A 5023-nucleotide genomic window follows, 5' to 3' on the forward strand; every position below is an offset into this window, starting at 1 on the left:
GTGATCGCCGGCTCGGGCATCCCGGTGCTCGACATGGCCGCCAATACCGCCGATCTCGGCCGGCTGGTGGCGGCGGAAATCTCGGGCACGCTCGCTGCCTACGGCCTGTCGATGCCCGAGCTTTACATCGAGAACATCTCGCTGCCCCCCGCGGTCGAAGAGGCGATGGACAAGCGCACCTCGATCGGCATCGTCGGCGATCTGGGCAAATACACCCAGTTCTCGGCCGCCGAGGCGATGACCGCCGCCGCCCAGAACCCGAACGGCGGCGGCATGGGCGCCGGGCTTGGAATGGGGATGGGCATGGCGATGGCCCAGCAAATGGCCCAGCCCGGCCCCTGGGGCGCCCGCCCGGCCGCGGCCGCCCCCGCGCCGCAGCCCGCGCAAGCGGCCCCGCCGCCGCCGCCGGTCGAGCATGTCTGGCATATTGCCGAAAACGGCGCGACTTCGGGTCCCTTCTCCCGGGCCAAGCTGGGGCGCATGGCCAGCGCCGGCACGCTGACCCGCGAGACCTTTGTCTGGACCGCCGGGCAGGACGGTTGGAAACGCGCCGAAGATGTCGCCGAGCTGGCCCAGCTGTTCACCATTCTGCCGCCACCGCCGCCCGGAGCGTGATCCTTGCTCAGTCGTTCTCCCGGTCCGAATTGGCTACATGACTCTGCCAAAGAGGGGCGCGCGCTGGTCTGCAACAGCCTGCTGTTTGGGGCCACGCCCCGTTCCCCATCTGGCGGGCTTTCCAGGTCTGGGCCAACGCGCAGCCCAATTCCCTCTGCCCCTTCATCTTGCTGAAAAATACTCCCGCCGGAGGCCTCAAATCTCATGTCCCAAACCCCGCCGCCGCCTCCTGCCCCCGAAGAAACCCACCGCTTTCCCTGTGCCCAATGCGGGGCGGATTACCGTTTTGATCCGACCGAAGCCGAACTGGTCTGCGACCATTGCGGCCACAGCGAACCGCGCGAGGTCGGTGGCCAGGCCACCATCCGAGAGCTGGACTTCCGCAAGGCGCTGAACGATCAGCTGCCGGCGCAGGAGATCGAGGAAACCCGGGTCTCGACCTGTCCCAACTGCGCCGCCGAGGTGGTGTTCGACAGCGCCACCCATGCCGCCGAATGCCCGTTCTGCGCTACCCCGGTGGTGGTCGATACCGGCACCCACCGGCAGATCAAGCCGCGCGCGGTGCTGCCCTTCTCGCAAAGCGAACGGCAGGCGCACAAGGCGATGAGCGACTGGCTCGGCGGGCTCTGGTTCGCACCGAACGGGCTCAGGGAATATGCCCGCAAGGGGCGGCGGATGACCGGCATCTACGTGCCTTTCTGGACCTATGACGCCGATACCAAGACCAGATACAGCGGCGAGCGCGGCACCATCTACTACGTCACCCAAACCGTAACCGTGGACGGCAAGCAAGAGCAGCGCCAGGTGCAGAAAATCCGCTGGTCGCCGGCCTCGGGCCGGGTGGCGCGCTTCTTCGACGACGTCTTGGTGCTGGCCTCGCGCGCCCTGCCCAAGCGCTACACCGACGCGCTGCAGCCCTGGGATCTCGGCGATCTGCGCCCCTATTCGCCCGAGTTCCTCGCCGGTTTCGCCGCCGAGGGCTACACGGTGACGCTGGACGAAGGCTATGACGAGGCCCGGGCCCATATGGACCGGGTGATCGAGCGCGACGTGCGTTTCGACATCGGCGGCGACCGCCAGCGCATCCACCAGATGAACACCAAGGTCAGCGACGTCACCTTCAAGCATATCCTGCTGCCGGTCTGGCTGGCGGCCTACAAGTACCGGGGCAAGACCTATCGCTTCGTGGTCAACGGGCAGTCGGGCAAGGTGCAGGGCGAACGCCCGTGGTCGGCCTGGAAAATCGCCTTCGCGGTGCTGCTGGCGCTGGTCGTTGCCGGCGCCGTCGGTTTCGTCCTGGCCCAGAACCAGTAGCGCCATGACCCCGGACGAGAGCCTCGGAAACCTGCTTGATGCGCGCCGTTCCTGCCGCGCCTACCGGCCCGACCCGGTGCCGCGCTCGGTGATCGAAGCCATCCTGCGCGACGCCGGGCGCGCACCCTCCTGGTGCAACGTGCAGCCCTGGCAGGTGCATGTCGTCTCGGGGCGCCGCACGGGGGACTTCGCGGCGGCGATGCTCGCGGCCTGCGACAGCACCGCGCCGCAGGCGGATTACTTCTATCCCATGCGCTACAGCGGGCCCCGCCGGGCGCGGGCGCAGGACTGCGCGCAGCGGCTGCATCAGGCGCTGGGCATCGCGCGGCGCGACACCGAGGCCCGCCGCAGGCAGCTGCGCGAGAACTACCGTTTCTTCGGCGCGCCGCATGTCGCGGTGATCGCCTGCCACCGCGAACTCGGCCCCTATGGCACCCTCGATTGCGGCGGCTTCATCACCACCTTCTGCCTTGCCGCCCAGGCGCGCGGGGTGGCCAGCGTACCGCTGGCCTCGATCGCCTATTACGCCGCGACGGTAAGGCAGTTCCTGCACCTGGAAGAGGATCAGCTGGTGCTGGCGGCGATCGCCTTCGGCTACGGCGATGCCGATCATCCGGTCAACGGTTTCCGCACCGGGCGCGCCGGGCTGGACGAACTGGTGACCTGGCATGAGGAGTGAACGCCGGGGCGGCGGTCTCAGTCGGTTCCCGTGATCTGAAGCATCCCGAGACGCGGTTCCGGCCTGTCCCCGTCACTATTCCTGCCCCCGTCTTTGCCCCCGTCTTTGCCCCTGTCCTGTTCCCTGTCACCGGCTTCCGGCGGGCGCCGCTCGAGCCTTCTCAGGGTGTCCGCGTCGACATGGGCGCGGGCGCTTTCGTGGATCCGTTCCGACGGGTCGCGGCCGACGATGCGGCGCTTGCGGATCAGGAACATCTTGCCCCAGCCGCTCCAGGTGCCGACCGAGGGCGCCTCGGGGTCGGTCTCGAACCTGTCGCGCCAGCCCTCGGGCAGCGGCAGGCCGCAGCCCTCGGCCTTGTCCAGCATCCAGACCAGCGGGATGTTGGACAGCGGGCGCGCCTCGGGAATCCCGCCAAGCTGCCCGCCGATATCGCCATGGGTGCCACGGAACCAGACCTGCTCGGCGCGCCCCTGCCAGTCGTCGGCGCATTCCCAGAGCACCGGCGAAAACACCTCGCGGGTCTCGTCCAGCGCCAGCGCCTGAAACCCGTGGCGCACGATGGTGCCAAGCTGGTGGTTGTGAAAGGCATGGCGTTCCTCGGTCAGCCGCCACAGGACCGGCAACCGCAGCCCCAGCGCCTTGACCGTGTCCCAGACCCCGATCATCTCGATCTCGGTCGCCGGATAGCAGTTCTCGGCGGCAAAGGCGCGCGCGGCATCGCCGTCGGGGTTGCTTTCATACAGGCGATAGACCTGGCGCACGTTGCGTTCGGTGGCGCAATAGGACCGCAACAGCCCGACCCGGTCGATGATGCCGGCCAGCGACCTCACGGCGAAGGCGCCGCGCGAATAGCCGATCAGGAAGATCCGGTCCCCCGGGCGATAGCGCGAGGCCAGAAACCCGTAGGCGCGGCGGATCTGCCGGTTCAGCCCGCGCCCCATCATCACGTCAAGCGTCGTGCGCCATTCATCCCACTGCACGCCGGCCTCGTAGTAAAGCGTGACCGCGCCGTTCATTTCCTGCAACAGCCGATAGGCGATCCCGGCATTGGTTTCCTGGCCCGGCTCCAGCGACGACATGGTGCCGTCAAGGATGATGACATGGGTCTGCTGTCCCCGGCCGCGCGCCTTGGTATGGTCCCGGCGCAGGGGGCGCCCAAGCCATCCAAGAAGTTTCTTGCCGAGTTCAGACAGGTTCATGTCTTAGTTATTTCAAACCTCCGGTCGCGTTTGACGAATTGCCCAAAAGCGCGAAGAACTGCTCGAATTCAGGTCGTACAGCCCGTTTTTCAGGCTTCGCTATTGCGTTAACTATCCGGGCTAATCCCGGTTTCGTCAAATCTTTACGTATGTGCAGGGCCTTGTTGCTGCATCATCCGGGCGAAAACAATGCCGTGAACGCGGCCCCGCGCGCGCTTTTGCGCCGCTGCGATGCCCGCCGCGCAAGCGGGTGCACAAGCGGGTGCACAGGGGGGGCAGGGGGCGCCGCCCGGGCGCAGCAAGCGTTGAAAGCATTCTGCAAAATGCTTTCGATCCCGTAACCCCGGGGCGCGGCGGCGCAAAACAGCAAGCCGGGGCAGGCTCAGGCGCCGCTTTCGTCGCGGAACCGGTTGACGATCGGATAACGCCGGTCCAGCCAGAAGGCTTTCTTGGACAGCCGCGCGCCGGGGGCGGACTGAAAGCGTTTGTACTCGGATATATAAAGCAGGTGTTCGACCCGCTTGACCGTTTCGCGGTCGAACCCGGCCGCGACGCAGTCGGCCACCGATTTCTCTTCGTCCACCAGCATGGTCAGGATCGCATCCAGCACCTCATAGGGCGGCAGCGAGTCCTCGTCCTTCTGATCCGGGCGCAGCTCGGCCGAGGGCGGCTTGTCGATGATCGGCACCGGGATGACCTCGCCCTTCGGCCCCATCATCCAGTCGCGATGCACCGCGTTGCGCCAGCGCGAGGTCTCGAACACCCGCGTCTTGTACATGTCCTTGATCGGGTTGTAGCCGCCCGCCATATCGCCATAGATCGTGGCATAGCCCACCGCGACCTCGGATTTGTTGCCGGTGGTCAACAGCATCTCGCCGAACTTGTTCGACAGCGCCATCAACAAAAGCCCGCGCAGGCGCGACTGGATGTTTTCCTCGGTCAGCCCCGGCTCGGTGCCCTCGAACAAAGGGGCCAGCGTGTTGGTGATCGCGGCGCGCCCTTCGGCGATCGGCACGAAGTCATAGCGCACGCCCAGCCGCTCGGCGATGTCCTTGGCGTCGTCCAAAGACCCCTGCGAGGTATATTCCGACGGCAGCATCACACAGCGCACATTCTCTGCGCCCAAGGCATCCACCGCGATGGTCGCCACCAGCGCCGAGTCGATGCCGCCCGACAGACCCAACAGCACCTTCTTGAAGCCGGTCTTGCCCATGTA

General features: G+C 66.8%; 5 protein-coding genes. 3 read left to right on the forward strand and 2 right to left on the reverse strand.

The window, feature by feature from the left end; translation table 11 throughout:
- From ABZD10_RS13560 to ABZD10_RS13570, 3 genes are all read left to right on the forward strand, one after another.
- Nucleotides 1-615: SPFH domain-containing protein (locus ABZD10_RS13560; protein ID WP_372887255.1), on the forward strand; the 615-nt coding region annotated here is incomplete at its 5' end.
- A 204-nt stretch (nucleotides 616-819) separates the two neighbouring features.
- Nucleotides 820-1929, forward strand: coding sequence for a primosomal protein N' (replication factor Y) - superfamily II helicase (locus ABZD10_RS13565; protein ID WP_372887257.1), 1110 nt, complete (start codon nucleotides 820-822; stop codon nucleotides 1927-1929).
- Nucleotides 1930-1933: 4 nt separating this feature from the next.
- Nucleotides 1934-2608 (forward strand): nitroreductase, encoded by a 675-nt coding sequence (locus ABZD10_RS13570; RefSeq protein WP_372887258.1) that lies wholly within the window; start codon nucleotides 1934-1936, stop codon nucleotides 2606-2608.
- A 17-nt stretch (nucleotides 2609-2625) separates the two neighbouring features.
- Here ABZD10_RS13570 and ABZD10_RS13575 read toward each other — a convergent pair whose 3' ends face one another.
- The gene (locus tag ABZD10_RS13575; RefSeq protein WP_372887259.1) at nucleotides 2626-3807 is read right to left on the reverse strand and encodes a DUF2235 domain-containing protein; all 1182 of its coding nucleotides are present in this window, start codon (nucleotides 3805-3807) and stop codon (nucleotides 2626-2628) included.
- A 382-nt stretch (nucleotides 3808-4189) separates the two neighbouring features.
- Nucleotides 4190-5023: NAD(+) synthase (nadE, locus tag ABZD10_RS13580; protein WP_372887261.1), on the reverse strand; the 834-nt coding region annotated here is incomplete at its 5' end.

Origin of the sequence: Shimia sp. (genome assembly GCF_041624275.1) — a bacterium.
In the GTDB taxonomy this organism is placed as follows: Bacteria; Pseudomonadota; Alphaproteobacteria; order Rhodobacterales; family Rhodobacteraceae; genus Shimia.